This is a genomic window from Nocardiopsis nanhaiensis (genome assembly GCF_054778635.1).
In genome coordinates this window covers 1-526 of record NZ_BAAGZJ010000217.1, presented here as the reverse complement: position 1 = coordinate 526, position 526 = coordinate 1, and the positions used below count along the sequence as shown (strand labels likewise).

Annotated in this window: 1 pseudogene; it reads left to right on the top strand. The window is 75.5% G+C overall.

What is annotated here, in order from left to right:
- Nucleotides 1–526: pseudogene (locus ACYVD1_RS34855) on the top strand (ATP-binding protein); the annotation flags it as partial.

Genomic DNA, 526 nt, shown 5'->3' with positions numbered 1-526 from the left:
GCCGCCCCCATCGTGACCCCGTGGTGGTGGGTCGTGCCGCTGGGGGCCGCGGTGCTGGCCCTTGGCCGGGTGCTGGTCCTTCTGCGCCATGTGGCCTGGTCCCGCAACGCCCGCCTCATCGAGGTGCTGCCCCCGCCGACCGCGGAGATCAGCGGCGCGGAGGCGTTCTGGACCCAGATGCTGGGGCTGCTGCGCCCCGCATGGAAACGCCTCCTGTGCGGCCAACCACACGTGGTGTGGGAGTACGTCGCCGACGAGGCCGGGGTGCGGATCCGCCTGTGGGTGCCCGGGGGCCTCCCCCCGCACCTGGTCGAGCGGGCCATCGAAGCCGCCTGGCCGGGCGCGGCGGCCACCACCGGCCCCGCACCGCCGTCGGCGGAGGAAACCCGCTCGCACGGGGGTGTGCTGCGGCTGGCCCGCCCCGACCACTACCCCATCGCCACCACCCACGACGAAGACCCCTTGCGCGGGCTCATCGGCGCCGCTGGATCACCCGCCCCCGGGGAGACGGTGCTGGTGCAGGTGG